22 protein-coding genes, 1 tRNA gene and 1 pseudogene are annotated in these 22,004 nt (G+C 69.1%); 12 read left to right on the top strand and 12 right to left on the bottom strand.

What is annotated here, in order from left to right; genetic code table 11:
• Window positions 1-16 precede the first annotated feature (16 nt).
• From ACZ6WN_RS07745 to ACZ6WN_RS07730, 4 genes are all read right to left on the bottom strand, one after another.
• A complete protein-coding gene (locus tag ACZ6WN_RS07745; protein ID WP_465863810.1) occupies window positions 17-1,114 on the bottom strand; it encodes an ATP-dependent DNA ligase in 1,098 nt (365 codons plus the stop codon).
• An 85-nt stretch (window positions 1,115-1,199) separates the two neighbouring features.
• Window positions 1,200-2,546 (bottom strand): M20/M25/M40 family metallo-hydrolase, encoded by a 1,347-nt coding sequence (locus ACZ6WN_RS07740; RefSeq protein WP_465863809.1) that lies wholly within the window; start codon window positions 2,544-2,546, stop codon window positions 1,200-1,202.
• A 3-nt stretch (window positions 2,547-2,549) separates the two neighbouring features.
• Window positions 2,550-2,996: a hypothetical protein gene (locus tag ACZ6WN_RS07735; RefSeq protein WP_465863808.1), complete on the bottom strand. Its 447-nt coding sequence runs from the start codon at window positions 2,994-2,996 to the stop codon at window positions 2,550-2,552.
• The gene (locus tag ACZ6WN_RS07730) at window positions 2,993-4,477 is read right to left on the bottom strand and encodes an APC family permease (RefSeq protein ID WP_465863806.1); all 1,485 of its coding nucleotides are present in this window, start codon (window positions 4,475-4,477) and stop codon (window positions 2,993-2,995) included. Before ACZ6WN_RS07730 ends, ACZ6WN_RS07735 begins: the two co-directional genes overlap by 4 nt.
• A gap of 253 nt (window positions 4,478-4,730) precedes the next feature.
• Here ACZ6WN_RS07730 and ACZ6WN_RS07725 point away from each other — a divergent pair, with 253 nt between their 5' ends.
• Entirely contained in the window at window positions 4,731-5,120 is a 390-nt protein-coding gene (locus ACZ6WN_RS07725) for a SpoIIAA family protein (RefSeq protein ID WP_465863805.1), read from the top strand.
• A gap of 26 nt (window positions 5,121-5,146) precedes the next feature.
• Window positions 5,147-6,277: an aminopeptidase P family protein gene (locus tag ACZ6WN_RS07720; protein WP_465863804.1), complete on the top strand. Its 1,131-nt coding sequence runs from the start codon at window positions 5,147-5,149 to the stop codon at window positions 6,275-6,277.
• Window positions 6,278-6,305: 28 nt separating this feature from the next.
• On the opposite strand, the gene ACZ6WN_RS07715 is transcribed toward ACZ6WN_RS07720, so the two are convergent.
• Window positions 6,306-6,827, bottom strand: coding sequence for a helix-turn-helix domain-containing protein (locus ACZ6WN_RS07715; protein WP_465863803.1), 522 nt, complete (start codon window positions 6,825-6,827; stop codon window positions 6,306-6,308).
• A gap of 61 nt (window positions 6,828-6,888) precedes the next feature.
• On the opposite strand from ACZ6WN_RS07715, the gene ACZ6WN_RS07710 reads away from it, so the two are divergent.
• From ACZ6WN_RS07710 to ACZ6WN_RS07700, 3 genes are read left to right on the top strand one after another with little or no spacing between them, the layout of a single operon-like run.
• Window positions 6,889-7,254, top strand: a complete 366-nt coding sequence (locus ACZ6WN_RS07710; protein ID WP_465863801.1) for a hypothetical protein — start codon at window positions 6,889-6,891, stop codon at window positions 7,252-7,254.
• A complete protein-coding gene (locus tag ACZ6WN_RS07705) occupies window positions 7,251-8,024 on the top strand; it encodes an ABC transporter ATP-binding protein (RefSeq protein WP_465863800.1) in 774 nt (257 codons plus the stop codon). Before ACZ6WN_RS07710 ends, ACZ6WN_RS07705 begins: the two co-directional genes overlap by 4 nt.
• On the top strand, window positions 8,012-8,818 hold the full coding sequence (locus ACZ6WN_RS07700) for an ABC transporter permease (protein WP_465863798.1): 807 nt from the start codon (window positions 8,012-8,014) through the stop codon (window positions 8,816-8,818). Before ACZ6WN_RS07705 ends, ACZ6WN_RS07700 begins: the two co-directional genes overlap by 13 nt.
• A 29-nt stretch (window positions 8,819-8,847) precedes the next feature.
• Here the strand turns inward: ACZ6WN_RS07700 and ACZ6WN_RS07695 are convergent, their stop codons facing one another.
• From ACZ6WN_RS07695 to ACZ6WN_RS07685, 3 genes are all read right to left on the bottom strand, one after another.
• Complete coding sequence (locus tag ACZ6WN_RS07695) at window positions 8,848-9,408, bottom strand: DUF1269 domain-containing protein (RefSeq protein WP_465863797.1); 561 nt, start codon at window positions 9,406-9,408, stop codon at window positions 8,848-8,850.
• A gap of 104 nt (window positions 9,409-9,512) precedes the next feature.
• Entirely contained in the window at window positions 9,513-9,776 is a 264-nt protein-coding gene (locus ACZ6WN_RS07690; protein ID WP_465863796.1) for a GlsB/YeaQ/YmgE family stress response membrane protein, read from the bottom strand.
• 146 nt (window positions 9,777-9,922) lie between these two features.
• A complete protein-coding gene (locus ACZ6WN_RS07685) occupies window positions 9,923-10,510 on the bottom strand; it encodes a GNAT family N-acetyltransferase (protein ID WP_465863795.1) in 588 nt (195 codons plus the stop codon).
• A 180-nt stretch (window positions 10,511-10,690) separates the two neighbouring features.
• On the opposite strand from ACZ6WN_RS07685, the gene ACZ6WN_RS07680 reads away from it, so the two are divergent.
• Window positions 10,691-10,769: transfer RNA gene (locus tag ACZ6WN_RS07680), tRNA-Gln, on the top strand.
• Between the two features lie 288 nt (window positions 10,770-11,057).
• Here ACZ6WN_RS07680 and ACZ6WN_RS07675 read toward each other — a convergent pair.
• Window positions 11,058-12,056, bottom strand: a complete 999-nt coding sequence (locus tag ACZ6WN_RS07675; RefSeq protein ID WP_465863794.1) for a hypothetical protein — start codon at window positions 12,054-12,056, stop codon at window positions 11,058-11,060.
• Between the two features lie 171 nt (window positions 12,057-12,227).
• On the opposite strand from ACZ6WN_RS07675, the pseudogene ACZ6WN_RS07670 reads away from it, so the two are divergent.
• The 3 genes and pseudogenes from ACZ6WN_RS07670 to ACZ6WN_RS07660 all read left to right on the top strand — a co-directional run.
• Window positions 12,228-12,335, top strand: a pseudogene (locus ACZ6WN_RS07670) (zinc-binding dehydrogenase); the annotation flags it as partial.
• Between the two features lie 311 nt (window positions 12,336-12,646).
• Window positions 12,647-12,943 (top strand): hypothetical protein, encoded by a 297-nt coding sequence (locus tag ACZ6WN_RS07665; protein ID WP_465863792.1) that lies wholly within the window; start codon window positions 12,647-12,649, stop codon window positions 12,941-12,943.
• Window positions 12,940-13,923 carry a TerC/Alx family metal homeostasis membrane protein gene (locus ACZ6WN_RS07660; RefSeq protein ID WP_465863790.1) on the top strand — a complete coding sequence of 328 codons (984 nt, stop codon included), beginning with the start codon at window positions 12,940-12,942 and terminating at the stop codon, window positions 13,921-13,923. The genes ACZ6WN_RS07665 and ACZ6WN_RS07660 overlap by 4 nt, the downstream gene beginning before the upstream one ends.
• 7 nt (window positions 13,924-13,930) lie before the next feature.
• Here the strand turns inward: ACZ6WN_RS07660 and ACZ6WN_RS07655 are convergent, their stop codons facing one another.
• The gene (locus ACZ6WN_RS07655; RefSeq protein WP_465863788.1) at window positions 13,931-14,713 is read right to left on the bottom strand and encodes an alpha/beta fold hydrolase; all 783 of its coding nucleotides are present in this window, start codon (window positions 14,711-14,713) and stop codon (window positions 13,931-13,933) included.
• Between the two features lie 234 nt (window positions 14,714-14,947).
• Here ACZ6WN_RS07655 and ACZ6WN_RS07650 point away from each other — a divergent pair, with 234 nt between their 5' ends.
• Genes ACZ6WN_RS07650 through ACZ6WN_RS07640 form a run of 3 tightly spaced genes read left to right on the top strand, consistent with a single transcriptional unit; the run spans window position 14,948 to window position 17,212 of the window.
• Window positions 14,948-15,379, top strand: a complete 432-nt coding sequence (locus tag ACZ6WN_RS07650) for an FAD synthase family protein (protein ID WP_350660472.1) — start codon at window positions 14,948-14,950, stop codon at window positions 15,377-15,379.
• Window positions 15,376-16,974: a class I SAM-dependent methyltransferase gene (locus tag ACZ6WN_RS07645; protein WP_465863786.1), complete on the top strand. Its 1,599-nt coding sequence runs from the start codon at window positions 15,376-15,378 to the stop codon at window positions 16,972-16,974. The genes ACZ6WN_RS07650 and ACZ6WN_RS07645 overlap by 4 nt, the downstream gene beginning before the upstream one ends.
• 1 nt (window position 16,975) lies before the next feature.
• On the top strand, window positions 16,976-17,212 hold the full coding sequence (locus ACZ6WN_RS07640) for a DUF6752 domain-containing protein (RefSeq protein WP_465863785.1): 237 nt from the start codon (window positions 16,976-16,978) through the stop codon (window positions 17,210-17,212).
• Between the two features lie 29 nt (window positions 17,213-17,241).
• Here the strand turns inward: ACZ6WN_RS07640 and ACZ6WN_RS07635 are convergent, their stop codons facing one another.
• Window positions 17,242-17,871, bottom strand: coding sequence for a response regulator (locus ACZ6WN_RS07635; protein ID WP_465863783.1), 630 nt, complete (start codon window positions 17,869-17,871; stop codon window positions 17,242-17,244).
• Window positions 17,868-22,004, bottom strand: a 4,137-nt coding sequence (locus ACZ6WN_RS07630) for a HAMP domain-containing protein (RefSeq protein WP_465863782.1), incomplete at its 5' end; no start/stop codon positions are given. The genes ACZ6WN_RS07635 and ACZ6WN_RS07630, both read right to left, overlap by 4 nt.

Genomic DNA, 22,004 nt, shown 5'->3' with positions numbered 1-22,004 from the left:
GGTTTAACTGTGCTGTTTAGCGGGGCACCCCGAGCACCTCGGACAGCTCGTACGCCACGGGTTCCTCGAGCTGCTCGTAGCCGCACGACTCCGGGTCGCGGTCGGGGCGCCAGCGCTTGAACTGGGCCGTATGCCGGAACCGGCGTCCCTCCATGTGGTCGTAGCCCACCTCGAGCACCCGCTCCGGGCGCAGCGGGGTGAAGGACAGGTCCTTCCCCTGCGACCAGCGGCTCTGGGTGCCGGGGACGCGGTCGGGGTTGGCGGTGAGCCACTCGCTCCAGCGGCCCCACGGGTGCTCCTCGATGGGCACGACCAGCTCCTGCAGCTCCTGCCACAGTTCGGCGCGTCGGGCGGCGGTGAAGGAGGCCGAGACCCCGATGTGCTGCAGCTCCGGCCGACCGTCCTCCCCGGGGGCGTACAGACCCAGCAGCAGGCTCCCGAGCAGCGGCTTCTCCGGCGTCGAGGTCTTGTGCTCGCGGTAGCCGGCCACGACCACGTCGGCGGTACGGGAGTGCTTGATCTTCAGCATCGTGCGCTTGTCGGGGGCGTAGGGGGCGTTCAGCGGCTTGGCCATCACCCCGTCGAGCCCGGCGCCCTCGAACCGGGTGAACCAGTCCTGGGCGACCTCGGGGTCGGTCGTCGTCGTGCACAGATGGACGTTGTCGGAGGTGACCGCGGCGAAGACGTCCGCCAGCGCCGCCCGCCGCTCGGTCAGCGGTTCGTCGAGGAACGACCTCTCGCCCAGCGCGAGCAGATCGAAGGCCGCGTACGCAGCCGGCGTCTCCTCCGCCAGCAGGCTGATCCGCGACGCGGCCGGATGGATCCGCTGCTGCAGGATCTCGAACTCGAGCCGGTCCCCGATCGCCACGAAGATCTCCCCATCGAGCACGATCTTCTCCGGCAGCGCCTTGCGCAGCGCCTCCACGACCTCGGGGAAGTAGCGCGTCAGCGGCTTGGTGTTCCGTGAGGCCAGCTCCACCTCGTCGCCGTCCTTGAACACGATGCACCGGAAGCCGTCCCACTTCGGCTCGAACGCATAGCCGCCGTCGGTCGGCACGCCCTTCACGGGCTTCGCGAGCATCGGCAGGATCGGCGGCATCACGGGGAGGTCCACGTCGCTCAGCCTAGGCGCGTCACGCGGAATTCGGGTGCGTACGCGTCCCGCAGCCCGGAGACCGCCGTCCTCGGACGCACGTGGGTCACGTCGCCGCGGCGGCGTAGCGCTGCAGGAACAGCGCCTCGGTCAGCGCCATGGCCGAGATCTCGCGGGGGTCCACGCTCTCGTTCGGCGCGTGGATCAACGCCTGCGGCTCCTCCACGCCCATCAGGATGATCTCGGCGTCGGGGTAGGTGTCGGTGAAGACGTTGCACAGCGGTATTGAGCCACCCTGCCCGAGGGTCGCCATCGGCTTCTCGTACGCCTCCTGCATCGCCTCGTCCATGGCCCGGTAGGCCGGGCCGTCGGTCGTGGCCCGGAACGGCGAGCCGGTGGCCTCCACCTCGATGCTGACGTGGACACCCCAGGGCGCGGTGCGGCGGAGGTGCGCCTCGAGAGCCTTCTGTGCCACGTCCGGTGCGAGCCCGGGTGGGATCCGGAGGTTCAGCCGCGCCGCGGCCCGGGGCACGATCGCCGCTGCCGAGCCGACCACCGGCGGGCAGTCGATGCCGAGCACCGTGAGCGCCGGGCGGGCCCACAGCATGTCCGACACCGAGCCGTCGCCGAGCAGCTGCACACCGTCGAGCAGACCGGCGTCGCGCCGGAACTGCTCGGGCGGGTACGGCTGGCCCTCCCAGCGCCGAGTGCTGTCGAGCCCCTCGATGGTGGTGTTGCCGGCTGCGTCCCGCAGGCTCGCCAGCATCGCGATCAGGGCCGCGAGGGCGTCCGGGGCCGCACCGCCGAACATGCCGGAGTGCACCTCCGAGGCGAGCGCCTCGACCGTGACGACCACGTTCACCATGCCGCGCAGGCTGACGGTCGCCGCCGGCTGGCCGACGGCCGCGTTGCCGGTGTCGCAGACCAGGATCGTGTCGGCGCGCAGCAGGTCCGCGTGGTCGACCACGAACGCCTCCAGGCCACCGGTGCCCTGCTCCTCGGACCCCTCCACGACCAGCTTGAGGTTCACCGGTACGTCCTCTCCCAAGGCGCGCAGCGCCAGGAGGTGCATGAGGATGTTGCCCTTGCAGTCCGCGGTCCCGCGGCCGTACCAGCGCCCGCCCTTCTCGACGAGCTCGAACGGCGGTGTCTGCCAGGCGGCGTCGTCGAGCGGTGGCTGCACGTCGTAGTGGGCGTAGAGCAGCACCGTGGGCGCGTCGGGGTGGGCGCACGGTCGAGAGCCGACCACGGCGTTGCTGCCGTCCGAGGTCTCCGCCAGCCGGGCATCGTCGAACCCGAGAGCGGCGAAGTGGTCGAGCACCCACTGCGCGGCCCGGTGGCACTCCTCGGGCGGGAACTGGCGCGGGTCGGCGACCGACCTGATGGCGACCAGCTCGGCCAGCTCCTCCCGTGCCCGGGGCATGAGCTCGGTGATGCGGGTCCTCAGATCCATGTCTCACTCGCCTGCCACGTCAGCGGTCTTGAGGTCCTCGACGAACTGCTGGAACTCGTCCAGCTCCTCGGGGCAGTAGATCTCGATGATCAGCAGCTGGCCCTGGACCACCCGGCTGTCGGCGACCACCGGGCGTGAGCCCGGGCCGGTCGCGCCGTTCGAGAGCTGCGACAGCAGGATGGCCTGGCTCAGTGCGTGGTTGGGGTTATCGCAGGTCGCGCCGCCGTCCGCTCCCAGGACCCGCACGATCTGGTCCCTGTCGGGGGTGCTGGCGCCCGCGCCCTCGAGGGCCGCGATCAGCTCGTCGGCCTTCTCCTCGGCCTCGCGGGTCTCCCGGGCCGAGCTGAAGGCGACCACCGCGGCGACGAGGAGGACGACGAGGACCACCAGGGCCGTGATGTAGATCCAGCTGCGCTCACGCGTGCCCTGTGTCTCGGTGTGGGTGCTCATGACGGGGTCACCTCCTGCGTGGCGGGCTGCTTCCAGGACGGCTTGCGGAACCGGTAGAACAGGAACGGCACGAGCAGACCGAGCCCGAGGGCGCCACCGCCGACGATGGCGAAGTAGACACCGGAGCTGCCGGACGAGAACTGCGATGGCGGGATGAAGCCGACCAGGAGGGCGGCAAGGGAGGCCGCGAAGCCGACGCCACACATCCCGACGAGCATGGGCGCGCGGTAGCCGCGCGGATGGTCGGGATGCTTACGACGTAGCTGGATCGCGGCCACGAACATCAGCAGGTACATGATCAGGTAGACCTGGGTGGTGATGACGGAGAAGATCCAGTAGGCGCTGGACACATCTGGGATCAGCGCATACGCCAGGCCGATCACGGTGGTGATCAACCCCTGGACGACCAGGATGTTCTGCTGGACACCGTTCTTGTTGAGCTGCTGCAGGAAGGGCGGAAGGTAGCCCTCCTGGCGAGAGATCAGCAACAGGCCCTTCGACGGACCGGCCAACCAGGTCAGCATGCCGCCGAGGGAGGCGGTGACCAGCATGATGCCCACGATCGGGGTCAGCCACTGCCAGCCGAAGTTCGCGAAGACCGCGTCGAAGGCCTGCATCACACCGGCAGTGAGGGACAGCTCCTCAGCGGGCACGACCCAGCTGATCGCCAGCGCCGGGAGGATGAAGATCGCCAGGACCAGGCCCATGGCCAGGAACATCGACCTCGGGAACTCCTTGCCCGGGTCCTTCAGCGAGGACACGTGGACCGCGTTCATCTCCATGCCCGAGTAGGAGAGGAAGTTGTTGACGATGAGCACGAGGCTCGAGAGCCCGGCCCACACCGGGAGGATGTTGTCGGAGGTCATCGGCGCCGCGGACTCGTTGCCCTGCCCGAGGAAGACGATGCCGAGAAGGACCAGCACGACACCGGGGACCAGGGTCCCGATGATCAGGCCGCCGCTGGCGAGACCCGCGACCCCCTTCGTGCCGCGCGAGGAGATCCAGACGCCGGACCAGTACACGACGATGATCACGCACGCGGTCCACACGCCGCTGCTGGCCAGCTCGGGATTGAACACGTACGCGAGCGTGCTCGCCACGAACCCGAGCAGACTCGGGTAGTAGAAGATCGTCATGGCGAACTGGCACCACACCGCCAGGAAGCCCATCGGCTTGGAGATCCCCTCCGAGACCCACTTGTAGATGCCGCCCTCCCAGCCCGACGCCAGCTCGGCGGAGACCAGCGAGGTCGGCAGCAGGAACACGATGGCCGGCAGCAGGTACAAGAACACGCAGGCCAGGCCGTAGACAGCCATCGTCGGGGCCGCCCGCAGGCTCGCGACCGAGCTCGTGGTCATCATCGCCAGTGCCACCCACGAGATCCAGGCGGTGGGCGGGATCTTGGCTCGTGTCGCCACGTCCGCTGCCGTGTCGCCCGCGCTCATGTCGGCCACCGCAGCGGGGCGTGGATCCTGCACCATGTGGACATCCTCATCACTCCTTGCGAAAGCGACGGCTGCTGATGGCTCAGGGTAGGAACGACAGGTGCGCGGGTGGATCATCCTCAACGGATGAGAGCCGGGCCGCTCCTGGAGCTTCTCCGGATGGTGCCTCTGCTCGTCGATCGCGTTCGGGTCGTTCCGGCTCGTCCCGGTGCTGCGTACGCGGGAGGGCGGGTGCCTCATCCACGACGGGTGATCCGGGACCGAGCCTCGGCGGCAATAGTCCGTGTCCATGATCAGGCTTCTCAGCGGCATGCCGGCAGGGGTTCTCGGGCTCGAGGCCGTCGACGACGTGGAGGCGGAGGACTATCGCGACGTCGTGGTGCCTGCCGTCGAAGCGGCTGTCGCGGAGCACGGGAAGGTGCGACTCGTCTATGTCCTGGGTCCCGAGTTCGACGAGTACGAGGGCGACGCCGCCTGGGAGGACCTGAAGCTCGGTGTCCGTCACCCGGCGTCGTTCGAACGGATCGCGATCGTGACCGACGCGCGCTGGGCAGGCCCTACGATCAGAGTCTTCAGCGTCCTGTGGCCGGGACAGGCGCGCGCGTTCCCGCTCGCTGACCTCGAGGCCGCGAAGCGTTGGGCGGCCGGCGAGGACCGGTCCGTTCCCGACGGAGGCTGAGCTCACGATCCGACCAGGAGGACACGATGACCGCGACGCAGTCGCCGGCGCCGATCACGACCGAGGACTATGCGGCCCGGATGAGCCGTGCGGTGACCGACGCGGCCGACGCGGGACTGGACGGGCTTCTCGTCACGCCCGGGCCCGACCTGGTGTGGCTCACCGGCTATCAGCCCACGGCCATCACCGAGAGGCTGACCGTGCTCGTCCTGGCCCCCGGCCGGCAGCCGACGCTGCTGGTGCCGACCCTGGAGCGGCCGGACGCCGAGAGTGCCGTGGGCGCGCCGGGCCTCTCGATCGTCGACTGGGCCGACGGTGAGGATCCGTTCGCGCGCGCCGGCACCATGATCCCCGCCCGGGCCACGATGGGGATCGCCGACTCCGCCTGGGCGATGCACCTGCTCGGACTGCAGGACGCACTGCCCGAATCCTCCTACCGGTCGCTGACGCAGGCCCTCCCGATGCTGCGTGCGGTGAAGGATGCCAAGGAGCTCGCCCGGCTGGCAGCTGCCGGTGCCGCCGCGGACGCGGCCTACGAGCAGATCCTCGGCGTCCGGTTCGCCGGACGGAAGGAGACGGACGTGGCTGCCGACCTGGCCCGTCTGCTGCGGGAGTTCGGGCACGAGCAGGTCGACTTCACGGTGGTCGGCTCGGGCCCCAACGGCGCCAATCCCCATCACGAGGCCGGCGACCGCACCATCGAGGTCGGCGACGCGGTCGTCCTCGACTTCGGTGGGCTCAAGCACGGCTACGGCTCGGACACCAGCCGCACGGTGTGCGTGGGCGAGCCTTCCGCTCTGGTCCGCGAGGTCCACGAGGTCGTCCGCGCGGCGCAGCAGGCAGGCGTCGAAGCGGTCCGCCCGGGCGTTGCCTGCCAGGAGATCGACCGGGCCGCTCGACAGGTGATCACGGACGCGGGCTACGGCGATCGGTTCATCCACCGCACCGGGCACGGCATCGGCACGACCACCCACGAACCGCCCTACATGATCGAGGGCGAGGAGCAGCCGCTGGTGCCCGGGATGTGCTTCTCCGTCGAGCCCGGCATCTACCTCCCCGGAGAGTTCGGTGTCCGAATCGAGGACATCGTCACGGTCACCGAGGAGGGTGGCCGGCGCCTGAACAACACCGAGCGTGACCTGAAGGTCGTCGACTGAGGCCTGGTGTCACCGGGACAGACAAGCACTACTCGGCGGGCAGGAGCGCGGTCGACAGCATCACGCGCTGCTTCCCGGTCGTCTCGTCGGTGTACGGGGCGATGAGCTCGTTGAATCCTTGCTGGATCCGCGCGAGGTCTTCCTCGTCGACGTACAGCGCGCCGGTGCCGAACCCGAGGTGGCTGCGGGTCACCTCGCCGAGCGCGAGCGAGCCCTCGAACGTACGGAGCAGCTCACCGATGAAGGCGAGGAAGCCGGCTCGGATCTGCTCGTCGGAGAGCGTTGCCAGCTCGGCGTGCTCGACGTGGGCCATCCGCTCGCCCAGCGTGTAGGTGCGCTCGATCGTGCCCCGCACCCGCCGCTCCGACGCCACGGCGAGGAAGCCGGCCTCGACGAGGGTGGCGATGTGCCGGTACAGCGTCGCCTGGGGGACATCGGGCAGCAGCTCCCGGAGCTGGGCGGTGGTCAGGTCGCGGCCTCCCACCGCCTGCAGGACCCGAAGTCGTACGGGGTGGGCGACGACCTCGGAGATATTGCCTTGCGACGGCATGTGACTCCCATTATTATCATTCTTAGAATGTTCCTGATCTGAGTATATTCTAGGAGATGAGATGACCATCCTCAACGTCCAGGACGGCCTGCTGACGCTCACCTTTCCTGGGTGGGAGCGGATGGTGGCCGGCCGCGCGGGCTACTCCGTCGCCGTCAGCGCCGTCGACTCAGTCGAGGTGCTGCCTGACTGGAGCTCGGAGATCCTGGGCTGGCGTTCTGGCCTGGTGATCTCCGGTCTTCGCAAGCTGGGCACCTTTCGGCATCCCGACGGCACCCGCAGGCTGGTCTCGATGACGCGCGGGCTGCCCCTGCTGCGGATCCGGCTGCGCGGCCGGGATGTCGGTGCCGGCTTCGACGAGCTGCTGGTCAGCGCTCCGGACGCCGCCGAGCTGGCGTCGGAGCTCGACGCTCTGGCTCGGCCATGAGTGCCGCCGTAGCCGCGGGCGTGATGGCGGAGGAGAGTGGGGAGCTGTCCGGCCCGACCCTGCGGACCCAGGGTCTGGTCAAGTCCTTCGGGCCGGTGCCGGCGCTGACCCGGGTCGATCTGGTCGCACGGCCGGGACGGGTGACCGGCTTCATCGGGCCGAACGGCGCGGGCAAGAGCACGACCTTGCGCATCCTCACCGGACTCGCCCGTGCGGATCAGGGCACGGCGACGATCGACGAGGTTCCCTACGGCAGGCTGAGCTCGCCGGCCCGGGTCCTGGGCGTCGTCGGCGATCTGGCCGGTGCCCATCCGGGGATGACCGCTCGCGGGCACCTGCAGACTCAGGCCGCCCTGATCGGTGTGGCCGGGGCGCGGGTCGGGCACGTGCTCGAGGAGACCGGCCTGAGCTCCGTGTCGCGCCGACGGGTCCGCGGCTTCTCGACCGGGATGCGCCAGCGGCTGGCGTTGGCGACGGCCCTGTTGGGGCGGCCGTCCGGGCTGATCCTCGACGAGCCGACCAACGGCCTGGACCCCTCGGGCATCGTCTGGCTGCGCCGTCTGCTGCGATCCTTCGCCGATGCCGGCGGGACGGTGCTCGTGTCCAGCCATGTGCTCACCGAGCTGCAGCAGGTCATCGACGACCTGGTGCTCATCGAAGCCGGCCGCACGCTCTGGTCCGGTTCCCTGAGCGACTTCACCGGTGAGCACGCCTCGCTCGAGGAGGCCTACCTGAGCATGATCGAGAAGGAGATGGCATGCGACAGCTGAAGGACGCGATCCGAGGTGAGGTCGTGCGGCTGACCAGGACCCGGCTTCCGCTGTGGACGCTGGTGGCCGCGGTGACGTGCGGTGGCCTGCTCACCGGCCTGGTCGCGCTGACCGGACCGGAGAACGCCACGCCGCCGATGCCGGGGTTGGACACCGTCGCGGGCGTGTCCGGGGTCTTGAGCCTCCTCGGCGTCGCCCTCTTCGTGCCTGCGCTGATCGGCACGGTGGCGATCACCGGCGAATACCGGCATCGGACCGTGGCCACCACCTTCCTCGCGGTCCCGGAGCGCGGCCGGGTGCTGGTGGCCAAGCTGATCGCCTACGGGGGTCTCGGCCTGGCGTACGGGGTGGTCCTGGCGCTCTCCGCGGTCGCCGGGATCTACGCGGGGACCGCGGCGCACGGGATCGAGCCGGGGCTCGGGCTCGACGCCATTCTCGGCACCACGGCGAGGTACGGCGGGGCCGCAGCCATCTACATGCTGCTGGGCGTCGGCATCGGAGCCGTCGCGCGGCACCAGCTGCTCGCCATAGGGATCACGCTGGGCTACTTCTACCTCATGGAGAACCTGATGATGATTCTCCCCGGGGTCAACGTCGTCTACCCCTTCCTGCCTGGTGGAGCCACCGCCGCGCTCACCGGGTCGACCGCGCTGATGGAGATGATCGCGGCCGAGGCGGGCGTGAGCGGTCCCGTCGCCCAGGCGCCGCTGGTAGGCGCCCTCGTGCTTCTCGGCTACGCCGTGGCCACCTCGGCGCTCGCCGCTGCGGTATCCCTACGCCGCGACGTCGTCTGAGTCCGTGCGTACGCCGCCCCGCCCGGGGCTCAGGCGTGGCCGCCCTGGACCTCCTTGGCCGCGGCCTTGATGTCCTCCGCCTCGACCTTCTCGACGGTGGACTCGACGATGGTCTCCGCCCGCTCGAGGGCCTTGCGGATCTTGACCTCGCCGGGATCCGAGACCAGCGCGATCAGGCCGGAGTGCCCTGGTGTGATCGCATTCTCGAGCTGCTCCTCGAGCTCCTTGTTGTGGTGGCGCTGGCGCAGCTTTCCGACGAGCGCTCCGGCTCCGCCGGCCACCGCGGCACTGCCGAGGATCGACGGCGGGAAGACCACGCCGAGCGCGATGCCGCCGACGACGCCCCACTTGAGGCCTGACTTCGTGCTGTGGTCGGTCGCCTTCTGGATCTCCAGCCGACCCTCGGCCGATCGGTTGACCACGATGACGCCCTCGATCTCGACGGTGCGGCCGTCCTCAGCCGACTTGAGCGCCTCGTACGCCTCCCAAGCCATGTCCGTGTCGCTGAAATCCGCGATGATGAGGGTGTAGGCGCCGTCGGACACGGAGGCCGCGGTCACCTCGACGTCGGGGGTGTTCTCGTCTGCCATGACATCCGCTCCTTGGTGGTTGGGGTTCCACTCTCGAACGGTCACGGCATGGCGGCATCACCCGTAGCGGGTGGGGTGAGCGCGCCGCTCGGACGATCCGACGATCACTCGCCCTGGCGCGATCGGCGCCAGAGCCCCCAGGCCCAGGTGAGAAGCAGGGCGCCCAGGATCGACCCGATCAATCCGGTCGGGTGGAGATCGAGGCCGTTGCCGGTGGCGAGGCTGAGCCCCAGGCCACCGATGAAGGAACCCAGGAGGCCGGTCACCGCCGCCGTGGTCCAATCGATCTCCTTCATCGAACGACCGAGAACGAGTTGTGCCACGCCGCCTGCCACGATGCCGAACAGGATGATCGCGATGATGAGCATGTCGGCAACCTACCCCATCCTGCTGCTCTCATTCCGGCGTTGAACAACACTGCTCGATCGTGACGCCCTGATGTGGACGACGACGGGGCCAAACCGTCTGCTCGTGCTGCTTCCGGAGAGCTCCACGACGTCGACGGCCGCGCTGGTCAGCGTTCGAGGGGACTCGGGTTGAGCGGGGACATGTCCAGGTCGCTGTTGCGGAGGCGGTAGACCTGAAGCCTCAGGTTGTAGTACTTCTCCGTCTCTCCGACCCAGTCCATGCCGATGCGGCGCGCAGCGTGGATGCCGTGCTCGTTCCGGGGTCGCACGACGGCGAAGATCTCCTCCTCGCCGTTGGCGAACGCGTAATGGGCAAGGGCGTGCCCGGCCTCCGATCCCAGTCCCCGGCCCCACGCCCAGGGGGCGAGCTGGTAGCCCACCTCGAGGTCTTCGCCTTCAGGAGGGAGCGGGAGGATCTGTGCCGAGCCCGCGACACGTCCGCTCTCGATCTCCTCGACCACCCATCGGCCGCTCGCCCGGCCGTCGGGTCCTGGGGGCGCGGCGAGCCACCTGCTGATCGTCGCCCGCATGCTGTCGACGTCGGTGACCTGCTCCATCGCCGGTGCCAGCCAGCGGGAGACCTCGGCGCTGCCGTAGATCTCGAGTGCCGCGGGCGCATCGTCCTCGCGCCACGGCCGAAGCCGCACGCGCGCCGTATGAATGGTCGAACCATCGATCGTGACGTCATCAGCCAACGTGAGCTCCTCGAAAGGGTATGCCCGCCCGGCGACATCGCATCGAGGAGAGGGGTGCGACACGGGAGGGTGTCTCGACGATAGCGCGCTCCACCCGGTCGGGGCGATGGATGATGCTGAGTCAGTGCGGTGAGCGCGGCCTCTGCCGTCTACAGTTGTCCCGTGCGTTTCGGCGTACGTTCCCCGGTTGGTCTGCCGGCAGGGCCCGCCTGACTTTGAATCAGGACTAGCGACGTAGGTTCGACTCCTACCCGGGGAGCAGAAAGCCCGCTCTGAACTGCGCCTTTGCAGATCGAGGCGGGCCTTCTCGTTCCGGATGGCACACGAGGATGGCACACGACGGATCAGATTCGGTCCCGGTTGCTCGCCCTGGTCTTCACCGCTCTGCACCGTGTCATCAATTTCTGTGCCGTCAATGCTTGGCGACGCCGGCGAACAGTGCCCGCATCCGCTCTTCGGCTCCCATTACGTACTGTCTCCTGTTGGCGGGTAACCGCCTAAGTCGCGTACACGGGCATCGAAAAGCGCCGCGGGCGCGGCCGCCCGGCTAGTTCCGCTCGCGGGCGAGCCGGTTGCGACGGTCCTCTTCTCGCTTGGAGTAGGCGGCCGCGCGGATCGCTTCGTCCGACTCCAGCCCGCTGCCCAGCGCGCCGCCGACAGTGGCCGCCGACGCGACGAACCAAGTCAGGACGAACAGGTCCCCGTAGCCCAGCGACATGCGGAGGTAGCCGCCCATGATGGCGGGGTCGAGGACGAACAGCGCCCACACCAGGTTCAGGACGTAGAGCGCGATATAGCAGATGATCACCCCGGCGGTCAGGGTCACCAGCGTCGAGGTGTTGTAGAGACGCGACCTCTCCCGGGCTTGAGCGGAGTTGTCGTCCGGCCTGTCCCACAGTCCACCGTCGATGACGAGCCAACCGACGACGAGGGCGATCGAGGCGATCGATGCGATAGCGAGGCGCCACCAGGACAGCGACCCGGCCAACAGCCACACGGTGGAGTTGATGGTGGCGATGGCCCCGGTCGTGAGTGCCGCGACCAGCGCTGTCTTGAGCCCGGGCACGAGCAGCCACGGCCGGTTGGCGAGAACCATGCCCAGGAGCAGCCGCCAGCGGCCACTGCGCCGAGGCAGCGGCACTCGGTGCCCGTTCTCGGAGGTGGGGTCGGCCATCCCGCTGACGACGTCGCGCAGTGCGTGTCTACTGCGCTTGTGCATGCGAAGGCCGCCGAGCGCGGGCAGCGACAGCACCGCAGTCCGTTGCTGCGGGTCGCTGTCGACCAGCAGGTATCGGCCGTCGCCGCCGCGAAGGGGGAGCTCGGTGAGCCCGACGACCACCTCCCAGTGACGTTCCTGAGCCCGATCCGTCAGCCGTGACAGCGCGGCCTCCACGTCCTCGCAATCGACCGTGAACGGCTCACTGACTACCTCGATGTCCCAGTCGCGCCGATCCTCGCGGTTCGGCCGATAGCGGTCGCCGAACGCGCGCGCGATCTGAGTGGGCTTGGCGGGGTCGGCTACGAGGCCGACTTGAAGTGGCTTCATTCTGCCGAGGTACCCACGCCGCTCGCAGAAGACACCTCGGCAGATGGTCGACTGCCTGCACGGGCTCGGAAGGAAAGGATCCGCTCATCGGCATGAGAGTGCGTCCGGCACGCGGCGAACCGGGCTACTCGCTCGGGGGCGTTCGGGACGGTCCTCCAGGCCGCCGCTGGGGTCGTCCGGCCGGTGATCGGCCAGACCTTCTCTCTGGAGCAGGCGGCCGACGCGCATGCCGCGATCGAGAACCGCACCGCCATAGGAAAGACCCTGCTGCTCATCTAGGGGCCTGGGTCAGGGACCGCGACCTCGGGCTGTTGCTCGAGGTCGCGGCACCTGACGACTCTGTCGTGGTGTCACTTCCCGTGCCCGGCGGCAGGGAAAGTCGCCCAGACGCTTCATCAGGTTGCGTCGTCGGTAACCAGCAACGCGACCGTTCATGCATCCGACCCCTGTCGGATGGAGTCGGGCGGCGTTACGATGGATGGTGAAGGGGAGTACCTCCTAGCCACGTGTCGTCATCTCGGCTTACCGCCCGGCCCGTGGAGCGACCTGCTGAGGAAGACCTTCGTCGGACTACCGATGGAGGTGCAGCGATGTCTACGTCCTTGTGGGATCGATCGGTGCTGGGTGTGTGGCACTCTCAGCCGCCCCCCGATGTCGATGCGAACGGCGCGGAAGCGACCAGGCCCGAGCGATCGCCCCTGCTGGCCTCTGCCGAGGCGCAGGCCCTCACCGTGGGTGAGGTCTTCGCCTGGGTCGGCCTCGCGATCTGGGGTGGTGCGCTGGTCGCGTTCGTGGTGTACGACATCGCCCGGACCTACCAGCGCCACCATCCGGTGCTGCACAGGCCGGGGCACCGTCAACCGGGGCGGCGCCAGGACGCCAGGTGAGGACCGGGGCGATCGACTCGATCGGGACGCCCAGCCTGTGGCTGCTCACGGTCGGTGCCTTGCTGGTCCTGCTGGCACTCGACTTCGTGATCACCCGACGCCCGCACGAGGTGTCGATGCGCGAGGCGCTGCGCTGGTCGGTCTTCTACATCGCGCTGCCGCTGGCCTTCGGGCTCTTCGTCTGGTGGCGCTACGGTGCCACACGCGGCCTGGAGTACCTCACCGGATATCTGGTGGAGAAGTCGCTCAGCGTCGACAACCTCTTCGTGTTCATGCTGCTGCTCGCGGCCTTCGCGGTCCCGCTGGAACTGCAGCAGCGGGTGCTGCTGTACGGCATCGTCGGCGCGCTGATCCTGCGGGCGGTGTTCATCGCGGTCGGCGCCGTCGCGTTGGCGGCGTTCGACTGGACGTTCCTGGTCTTCGGCCTGATTCTGGTCGCCACCTCGGTGAGGGTCGTTGCGAATCGTGTCACCCACACCAGCCACGACGTCGATGTCGACGCACTGCGGGTCGTTCGGCTGGCTCGCCGTCTTGTCCCGGTCACCTCCGACTACCAGGGACCGCGGATCGTCGGCCTGGTGGACGGCCGTCGGGCGGTCACGCCGTTCGCGCTCGTCGTACTGGCGGTGCTGACCACCGATGTCGTGTTCGCGGTCGACTCGGTGCCCGCCGTGTACGGCATCACCGGCGATCCGTTCCTGGTGTTCGTCACCAACGCGTTCGCGTTGCTCGGGCTGCGCGCGCTCTACTTCGTGCTGCAGGGCGCGCTGAGCAGGCTGGTCCACCTGGACTTCGGGCTCGCGGTGATCCTCGCGTTCATCGGCGTCAAGCTCGGGCTGCACTGGGCGCACCAGCGGTGGGACGCCGTCCCTGAGATCCCCACGCTGGCCTCTCTCGCCGTGATCATCGGGATCCTCGCCGTCACCGTGCTCACCAGCCACCTGGCGACGCGCCGCAGCCCCGACCCCTCTCGGGTGTGAGTGCGACTCACGCGGTGTGGCGGCGCAGGAAGCCGCGGAGGATGTCGTTGAACGCCTGCGGATCCTCGAGGTTGCTGACGTGGCCGCAGTCGGGGATGACGGCGAGGTCGGCGCCGGGGATCCGGCGCTCGAACTCGTGGGCCACCGACAGGGGTGAGCGCGCGTCGAGGGCGCCCCAGATGAGCTGGGTGGGCACCTGGATCGTGTCGAGCACGTCGCTCAGGTCGGCGTGAGCCATCGCGGTCAGGGCGGTGAGCATGCTGTGGTGGCGTACGTCTGCTGACAGCGCGTCCAACAGAGGCACGAACTCCGTCGGCGGCGAGCCGGCGAAGAGGTTCGGGAGGGTCGGGTCGAAGCTGCCCTCCGGCTGGTCGCGCAGGCCGGCGAGCCGGGCGTCGGCCTCCTCGGGGCCGAGCGAGCCGAGCCAGCCGGCGTAGCCGTCCGCGAGGACGAGGCTGCGGACGACGCCGGGGTGGCGCCGATACAGCTCGAGGATGACGGTCACTCCCCAGGAGATCCCGACGAGGGCGCACGGAGCGACGTCCAGCGCGCGGATCAGGCCGGCCAGAGCGTCGGCGTAGTCGCTCAGCCCGAACCCCGCGGGCACGTCGGCGGAGCCACCCGCGCCCGGCTCGTCCCAGGCGATGACGGTGAACTCCTCGGCGAGCGCGTCGAGCTGAGGTGTCCAGGTGCGGCCGTCCTCCGCGCCGCCGTGGACGAAGAGGACCGCAGGGCCGTGCCCGGCCCGTCGGAAGGCGAGTTCCATCCCGTCGATCTCGACGACATCCATGCTCCGACGCTAGCTCAACAGCCTGTCGTCCGGCTTGACACATCGGGCAACAATGGCCATGCGCCGTTCATCTTCGTGTAAGGTCGCCGGGCTTCCTGTGAACGTCCGCGTGTCGCGTCGGTGATTGCAGGGAAGCGCAAGGTGGTATGGATACTGGCCTCACATCGAGGCTGTGGGGGAGCAGGGTGTAAAGTCGCCCAAACTAATCGACAAACACTTGGAGGAAGCGTGGGCATGGGACCGATCATCGGTTACGTACCTGGCGTGTTCGATCTCTTCCACATCGGTCACCTCAACATGCTGCGCCAGGCGCGTGAGCGCTGCGACACGTTGATCGCGGGTGTGGTCTCCGACGAGGTCTGCGAGACGACGAAGGGGATCATCCCGACCGTCCCGCTCGTCGAGAGGCTGGAGATCGTCGAGGCGATCGGGATCGTGGACGCGGTCTACGCCGAGCGCACCACCGACAAGGTCGACTCCTGGCGCGAGGTCGGGTTCACCCACCTCTTCAAGGGCGATGACTGGAAGGGCACCGAGAAGGGCGACGCGCTCGAGAAGAAGATGGCGTCGGTCGGTGTCGAGGTCGTCTACTTCCCCTACACGCTCCAGACCAGCAGCACCGCTCTGCGGAAGGCCATCGCGCGAGAGGATGCCCAGGTCTCGTGACCGGCAGTGCCCCCACGACTGGCGGACAGTTCGAGATCTCCGACGAAGGGGTCCTGGTCAAGGACTCCTCGACGCCGGTCCTGGTCCTCTCCGTCGACGGCCAGTACGTCTGGTCCCTCACCCCTGACCGCGACGGCCACCGGACGGACGGCGGCACGATGGTGCCGTGGCCGACCGTGCTGACCCGGTTCCTGGATGGCTCCGCGACGATCACGATCGCCGACTACGACGGCGAGGTGCTCTTCGAGGAGAAGGTCGCGCTCGGCACCGGCGAGGGCGCCATCTCGATCGTCGACGGCAGCGGTCACCCGCTCAGCGTCGACAAGGTCGGCCACCTGACCCGGTCGTTCGAGGCCACCGACGAGAGCATCCGAGCGGAGATCCTCGACGGCACCCAGCGTGTCCTCGCCGACCTCCGCGACGTGATCGGCGTCGAGGCCTACCTCAACTACGGCGCGCTCCTCGGCGCGATCCGCGAGGGCCGGATGCTCGGCCACGACTCCGACACCGACGTCTGCTACCTCTCCCAGCACACCGTCCCCGCCGACATCATCACCGAGTCGTACGCCATCGAGCGCACCATGCGCGAGCGCGGCTGGAGCATCCTGCGGATGTCCGGTGGCGACATCAAGGTGCTGCTCGAGGTCTCGGACGGCCGCAAGGTGCACATCGACATCTTCGTGGCGTTCTACGTGCCCGACAAGGACGGCGAGCCGGTCTTCTACCAGCTCGGCAACCGCTCCGGCCGGCTGCGCCGCGAGGCGATCGTGCCGGTCTCCACGATCAACCTGCACGGCTACGACTTCCCGGCTCCCGCCGAGCCCGAGGAGATGCTGGCCTTCATCTACGGGCCGAAGTGGCGCACCCCGGACCCGTCGTTCAAGTACGCCGACCCGCCCGCGGGCGTGCGTCGCCTGGACGGCTGGCTGCGTGGGTTCCGCACCGACATGGGGTTCTGGACCGAGTTCCACAACACCCACGGCAGCGAGCTGGAGACCAAGCAGTCCTACTTCGCGACACAGGTCGCCAAGCAGCTTCCCGAGGGCGCCAAGGTCGTCGACCTCGGCTCCGGCGCGATCGGCCGCGACGGTCGCTTCTTCGCCCGCAAGGGACACCAGGTGCACTCGGTGGACTTCTCCCGCGCCGCGGTGGCGGCCGTCCGCCGCCGCGCCGAGCGCCACAAGCTCCCGCTGGTCTCCGACCAGCTCATCCTCGGCGAGCTCCGGTCGACCCTGACGCTGGGCGCGCGGCTGGCCCGCGACCCGCACCATCTCTACGCCCGTGACCTGATCGGGTGCCTCGACAAGGCGGCCCGGCACCAGCTCTGGACCCTGTCGAAGATGGCGCTGCGCCCCGGCGGCGGCAAGCTCTACCTCGAGTTCGCGGCCACCGGTGAGAACCTTCCCGCCCCGAAGCCCGAAGGCCTCGTACGCCGCGTCGACCCCGCCCTGGTCCAGGCCGAGATCGAGGCGGCCGGCGGTGTGGTCGAGCACCTCGAGATCGTCGACGGCCGGGACATGCTCGACGACCCGCTGCCGCGCGTCGCACGACTGCGCGCGTCCTGGCCTCCCCTCACGTCTGTAGAAGGAAACTGACATGTCCGACGAATCCGGCATCAAGAACATCGCCCGCGGCGCCCGGGACGCGGCCCGTACGCGCGCCTCGCTGGTCCGCCGTATCGAGGCGCTCGAGGCCGAGGTGCAGGAGCAGCGTCAGCTCAACCGGCGCGTCGCCGAGCTGACCGACGTGGTCGCCGAGCTGCTCATCCCGCTGCAGGACGCCGACAGGGAGAAGGCGGAGCAGGTCCTGGCCGCCTACCGCGCCCGGATCTGACCGTTCTGGGCAGAACCCTTCTGGCCTGATCAGACCAGCGCGTCGAGCGCCTGCCGGAGATCGTCGAGCCGCTTGCCGAGGCGGCGGCGGGCATCGCCACCGGGACCGATGTCGCCGCCGGTGTCGAGCTCGGCCACCGCCTCCTCCACCCCCGCCAGCCGGGAGCGGAGGTCGGTGACGACGTCGACGTCGACCCGGCCGGGCCGGGCGGCTCGCTCGTCCAGAGAATGCCGTAGCAGGTCGGCCTGGGTGCTGAGCTTGCGGCTGGCGTGCCATAGGTCGACGAAGACCTGCACCTTCGCGCGCAGCAGCCACGGGTCGAACGGCTTGGCGAGGAAGTCGGCGGCGCCGGTCGCGTAGCCGCGATAGGCGAGATGGGTGTCGAAGTCGTTGGCGGTCAGGAAGATGATCGGGACATCCTTGGTGCGCTCCCGTGCCTTGATCCGGGCGGCCGTCTCGAAGCCGTCCATCCCCGGCATCTGCGCGTCGAGCAGGATCAGCGCGAAGTCGTCGTGCAGCAGAGCGCGCAGAGCGTCCTCGCCGGACGCCGCGCGGACGAGGGTCTGGTTGAGCGAGCCGAGGATCGCCTCGAGCGCGACCAGGTTGGCGGCCCGGTCGTCGACAAGGAGGATCTTCGCCGTCCCCTGCCGCTCGCTCATGCCAGCCACACCCGGAACAAGGAGAGCAGATCGGCGACGTCGACCGGCTTGGTGATGTACTCCGAGGCGCCGGCGGCGAGGCTGTCCTCGCGGTCACCGGTCATCGCCTTCGCGGTCAGCGCGATCATCGGCAGGCTCTTGAACTGCGGGATGTCGCGGATCAGGCGCATCGCGGTCAGGCCGTCCATGCCCGGCATCATGATGTCCATCAGCACGAGGTCGACGCCCGGCTCCCGCTGGAGAGCCTCGATCCCGGCCTCCCCGGACTCCGCGTAGATGACGTCGATGCCATGCTGCTCGAGCGCGCTGGTGAGGGCGAAGACGTTGCGTACGTCGTCGTCGACGATCAGGATCCTCCGCCCGACGAACTGGCCGGTCGGGTCGGCCGGCTCCGGGACGTACGTCATCGGGGGCTGCGCCCCGGTGCGGCCCAGCAGCACGCTCACGTCGTCGATCGCCTCCTCGGTGGTTGCCGGCGTCTTGAGGGTCATCGCCTGGGCATACCTGTTCAGCCGGCTCTGCTGAGCCTTGGTCACCTCGCCGACCCTACTCAGCACCACCGGGATGTTCTTGGTGCGCTTGTGGGTGCGCATCCAGCGGAGCACGTCGAACCCGCCCTCGGCCGGCGGAAGGTCCAGCACCACACAGTCGACCTCGCGGTCGGCCAGGATCGCCTGAGCGTCGTCGGGCGATGCGCCGAAGACCGTCTCGACCTCGTCCACCGAGCCGAACAGTGCCTCCACGACGGCGCTGGTGGCGGGTCCGGACTCGTCGCTGCCCCCGCTGAGGACCAGCAGGACCTGGTCAGCACCCCGGCCGGTCTCGTCCCGCTGGAGCGACGATCCCTGCTGAACGGGTGAGTCCAGAGACTGAACCGGTGCGCTCTGCTCACCGACGGCAGGGGAGGGCTGGGCATCGATCGTCCCGGAGCTGATCCTGGGGACGTACAGGGTGAAGGAGCTGCCGTGTCCTGGGTCGCTCTGGACCTGGATCTCGCCGCCGATGAGGTGGGCCACCTCGCGGCTGATCGACAGGCCGAGCCCGGTGCCGCCGAACTTGCGGCTGATCGTGCCGTCGGCCTGCTGGAACGCCTCGAAGATGACCTTCAGCTTCTCCGGCGGGATGCCGATGCCGGTGTCGACCACCGAGAACGCCAGCACGGCGTCGGCCTGCTGCAGGCTGGGTGTGGAGAAGCGCTCGCCGGAGGCGTTGCGGATCAGCAGCCGGACATCGCCCCTGTCGGTGAACTTCACCGCGTTGGAGAGCAGGTTGCGCAGCACCTGCTGCAGGCGGTGCTGGTCCGAGCGCAGCACCCGGGGCACGTCGGGGGCGACGCTGACGATGAAGTCGAGGTCCTTCTCGGCGGTCAGCGGCCGGAAGGTCGCCTCGACGTACTCGACCACCGAGGTCACCGCGACGTCGGTCGTGTGGACGTCCATCTTCCCCGCCTCGACCTTGGACAGGTCGAGGATGTCGTTGATCAGCTGGAGCAGATCGGTGCCGGCACCGTGGATGGTGCGGGAGTACTCCACCTGGCGGGAGTTGAGGTTGCCGTCGACGTTGTCGGAGAGCAGCCGCGCCAGGATGAGCAGCGAGTTGAGCGGCGTACGCAGCTCGTGCGACATGTTGGCCAGGAACTCGGACTTGTAGCGGGACGAGAGGGCGAGCTGCTCGGCGCGCTCCTCCAGGCCGCGCCGGGCCTCCTCGATCTCGAGGTTCTTGATCTCGATCGCCTGGTTCTGGTCGGCGAGCTGGCGCGCCTTCTCCTCGAGGGCGGCGTTGGTCTGCTGCAGCTCGACCTGCTGGCGCTCGCCCTCGTCCTGCTTGTCCTGCAGCTCGGCGGCCAGACGCTGCGACTCGACCAGCAGCTCCTCGGTGCGCGAGCTGGCCATGATCGCGTTGAGCGAGACCCCGATCGACTCCGCGAGCTGCTCGAGGAACTGCATGTGGACGGCACTGAACGGCCGGAACGAGGCGAGCTCGACGACACCGATCACCTTCTCCTCGAACGCCACCGGGAGCACCACGATCGAGGTCGGTGCCGCCGACCCGTGTCCCGAGGAGATCCGCAGGAACTCGGCCGGCACGTCGCGTACGACGATCGGCTGACGGTCGTAGGCCGCCTGCCCGACCAGGCCCTCGCCGAGCGCGAAGACGTCGGGTACGTCGGGACCGGGCTGGTAGCCGTAGGAGGCGATCCGGCGCAGGACCTTGGCGCCGCGGTGCTCGGAGCTCTGGTCGGTGAGGAAGATCGAGCCCTGCTGTGCGCCGACCAGCGGGGTGAGCTCGGAGACGATCAGCCGGGCGACCTCCAGCAGGTCTCGGCCGCCCTGCATGTGACCGGTGAACCGGGCCAGGTTGGTCTTGAGCCAGTCCTGGTCCTCGTTGGCCCGGGTGGTCTCCCGCAGCGAGTCGATCATCTCGTTGAGGTTGTCCTTCAGGTCGGCCACCTCGCCGGCGGCGCCGACGGTGATCTGGCGGCTCAGGTCGCCCTGGGTCACCGCGGCGGAGACCTCGGCGATCGCGCGGAGCTGGGTGGTCAGCGTGCCGGCGAGCTGGTTGACGTTCTCCGTCAGGCCACGCCAGGTGCCGGAGACGTCGGCGACCTCGGCCTGGCCGCCGAGCTTGCCCTCGGTGCCGACCTCGCGGGCGACGCGGGTGACCTCGTCGGCGAAGGAGGAGAGCTGGTCGACCATGGTGTTGACGGTGGACTTGAGCTCGAGGATCTCGCCGCGGGCGTCGACGGTGATCTTCTGGGTCAGGTCGCCGCGGGCGACGGCGGTGGTGACCTGGGCGATGTTGCGGACCTGGGAGGTCAGGTTGGAGGCCATCGAGTTGACGGAGTCGGTGAGGTCCTTCCAGGTGCCGGCCACGCCGCGTACGTGAGCCTGGCCGCCCAGCGATCCCTCGGTGCCGACCTCGCGGGCGACACGGGTGACCTCGTCGGCGAAGGTGCGCAGCGTGTCGACCATCGCGTTGAGGGTGCCGGCGAGGGCGGCGACCTCGCCGCGGGCCTCGATGGAGATCTTCTGCGACAGGTCACCCTGGGAGACCGCCTTGGAGACCTGGGCGATGCTGCGGACCTGGTTGGTCAGGTTGGAGGCCATCGAGTTCACCGAGACGGTCAGGTCGCGCCAGGTGCCGGCGACACCCGGCACCTGGGCCTGGCCGCCGAGCGCGCCCTCGGTGCCGACCTCGCGGGCGACGCGGGTGACCTCGTCGGCGAAGGACCCGAGCTGGTCGACCATGGTGTTGATGGTCGACTTGAGCTCGAGGATCTCGCCGCGGGCGTCGACGGTGATCTTCTGGGTCAGGTCGCCGCGGGCGACCGCGGTGGTGACCTGGGCGATGTTGCGGACCTGGGAGGTCAGGTTGGAGGCCATCGAGTTGACGGAGTCGGTGAGGTCCTTCCACGTGCCCGAGACGTCGTGCACGTCGGCCTGGCCGCCGAGCTTGCCCTCGGTGCCGACCTCGCGAGCGACACGGGTGACCTCGGCGGCGAAGGAGGAGAGCTGGTCGACCATGGTGTTGATGGTCGACTTGAGCTCGAGGATCTCACCGCGGGCATCGACGGTGATCTGCCGGCTCAGGTCGCCGCGGGCCACCGCGGTGGTGACCTGGGCGATGTTGCGGACCTGGGCGGTCAGGGTGCCGGCCATGAAGTTCACCGAGTCGGTCAGGTCGCGCCAGGTGCCGGAGACGCCGGGCACCGCCGCCTGGCCACCGAGCTGACCCTCGCCACCGACCTCGCGGGCGACGCGGGTGACCTCGTCGGCGAAGGCGGAGAGCTGGTCGACCATGGTGTTGACGGTGGTCTTGAGCTCGGCGAGCTCGCCGCGTACGTCGACGGTGATCTTCTGGGAGAGGTCGCCGCCGGCGACGGCGGTGGTGACCTGGGCGATGTTGCGGACCTGGTTGGTCAGGTTGGTCGCCATGGAGTTGACGGAGTCGGTGAGGTTCTTCCACCGGCCGCCGACGCCCGGCACCTCGGCCTGGCCGCCGAGCTTGCCCTCGGTGCCGACCTCGCGGGCGACACGGGTGACCTCGTCGGCGAAGGCGGAGAGCTGGTCGACCATGGTGTTGACGGTGGTCTTGAGCTCGGCGAGCTCGCCGCGTACGTCGACGGTGATCGT

It is taken from the genome of Nocardioides sp. NPDC054178, from assembly GCF_055585005.1.
Note: the sequence above shows the minus strand (reverse complement) of the source record. Positions and strands in the feature narration are given on the sequence as shown.

Coding starts and splice junctions, on each gene's coding strand:
- ACZ6WN_RS07740 (WP_465863809.1), bottom strand. CDS start 2,546: ATGGATCTGAGGACCCGCATCACCGAGCTCATGCCCCGGGCACGGGAG.
- ACZ6WN_RS07735 (WP_465863808.1), bottom strand. CDS start 2,996: ATGAGCACCCACACCGAGACACAGGGCACGCGTGAGCGCAGCTGGATC.
- ACZ6WN_RS07730 (WP_465863806.1), bottom strand. CDS start 4,477: ATGGTGCAGGATCCACGCCCCGCTGCGGTGGCCGACATGAGCGCGGGC.
- ACZ6WN_RS07725 (WP_465863805.1), top strand. CDS start 4,731: ATGATCAGGCTTCTCAGCGGCATGCCGGCAGGGGTTCTCGGGCTCGAG.
- ACZ6WN_RS07720 (WP_465863804.1), top strand. CDS start 5,147: ATGACCGCGACGCAGTCGCCGGCGCCGATCACGACCGAGGACTATGCG.
- ACZ6WN_RS07715 (WP_465863803.1), bottom strand. CDS start 6,827: ATGCCGTCGCAAGGCAATATCTCCGAGGTCGTCGCCCACCCCGTACGA.
- ACZ6WN_RS07710 (WP_465863801.1), top strand. CDS start 6,889: ATGACCATCCTCAACGTCCAGGACGGCCTGCTGACGCTCACCTTTCCT.
- ACZ6WN_RS07705 (WP_465863800.1), top strand. CDS start 7,251: ATGAGTGCCGCCGTAGCCGCGGGCGTGATGGCGGAGGAGAGTGGGGAG.
- ACZ6WN_RS07700 (WP_465863798.1), top strand. CDS start 8,012: ATGCGACAGCTGAAGGACGCGATCCGAGGTGAGGTCGTGCGGCTGACC.
- ACZ6WN_RS07695 (WP_465863797.1), bottom strand. CDS start 9,408: ATGGCAGACGAGAACACCCCCGACGTCGAGGTGACCGCGGCCTCCGTG.
- ACZ6WN_RS07690 (WP_465863796.1), bottom strand. CDS start 9,776: ATGCTCATCATCGCGATCATCCTGTTCGGCATCGTGGCAGGCGGCGTG.
- ACZ6WN_RS07675 (WP_465863794.1), bottom strand. CDS start 12,056: ATGAAGCCACTTCAAGTCGGCCTCGTAGCCGACCCCGCCAAGCCCACT.
- ACZ6WN_RS07665 (WP_465863792.1), top strand. CDS start 12,647: ATGTCTACGTCCTTGTGGGATCGATCGGTGCTGGGTGTGTGGCACTCT.
- ACZ6WN_RS07655 (WP_465863788.1), bottom strand. CDS start 14,713: ATGGATGTCGTCGAGATCGACGGGATGGAACTCGCCTTCCGACGGGCC.
- ACZ6WN_RS07650 (WP_350660472.1), top strand. CDS start 14,948: ATGGGACCGATCATCGGTTACGTACCTGGCGTGTTCGATCTCTTCCAC.
- ACZ6WN_RS07640 (WP_465863785.1), top strand. CDS start 16,976: ATGTCCGACGAATCCGGCATCAAGAACATCGCCCGCGGCGCCCGGGAC.
- ACZ6WN_RS07635 (WP_465863783.1), bottom strand. CDS start 17,871: ATGAGCGAGCGGCAGGGGACGGCGAAGATCCTCCTTGTCGACGACCGG.